The sequence below is a fragment of the uncultured Algibacter sp. genome (assembly GCF_947495675.1).
Taxonomy (GTDB): domain Bacteria; phylum Bacteroidota; class Bacteroidia; order Flavobacteriales; family Flavobacteriaceae; genus Algibacter_B.
The window spans coordinates 1-259 of sequence record NZ_CANLZX010000079.1 but is presented as its reverse complement, the minus strand read 5'-3'; the positions used below and the strand labels follow the sequence as shown (position 1 = coordinate 259).

Below are 259 nucleotides of genomic sequence, written 5' to 3'. Positions count from 1 at the left end.
GGCCCATGTTCGGGGAAAACTGGCCGATGTACAGGCCGCTGTCGTGACTGAGGTCCAGGCCGCCATGGAATGAATCACTGCCGGGCGATGTCGGCTTGACCAGGCCCTGGGCCATGCTGCGGCTGGGGGTGGTGCCCAATTTAAGGTCGAAGTCGCCCAATTCGCGCTGGAAGATCTGCGCTTGGGCAAGCGGGCTGGCGGCCAAGGCACTGACGAGGAAGATGTAGGGTTTGAGCATGCTTCACTCCATGAAAAGCGA

The 259-nt window shown here is 61.0% G+C and carries 1 protein-coding gene; it reads right to left on the bottom strand.

What is annotated here, in order from left to right; all coding sequences use genetic code 11:
• Positions 1-238: TorF family putative porin (locus tag Q0842_RS16170; RefSeq protein WP_298500543.1), on the bottom strand; the 238-nt coding region annotated here is incomplete at its 3' end.
• Positions 239-259 lie beyond the last annotated feature (21 nt).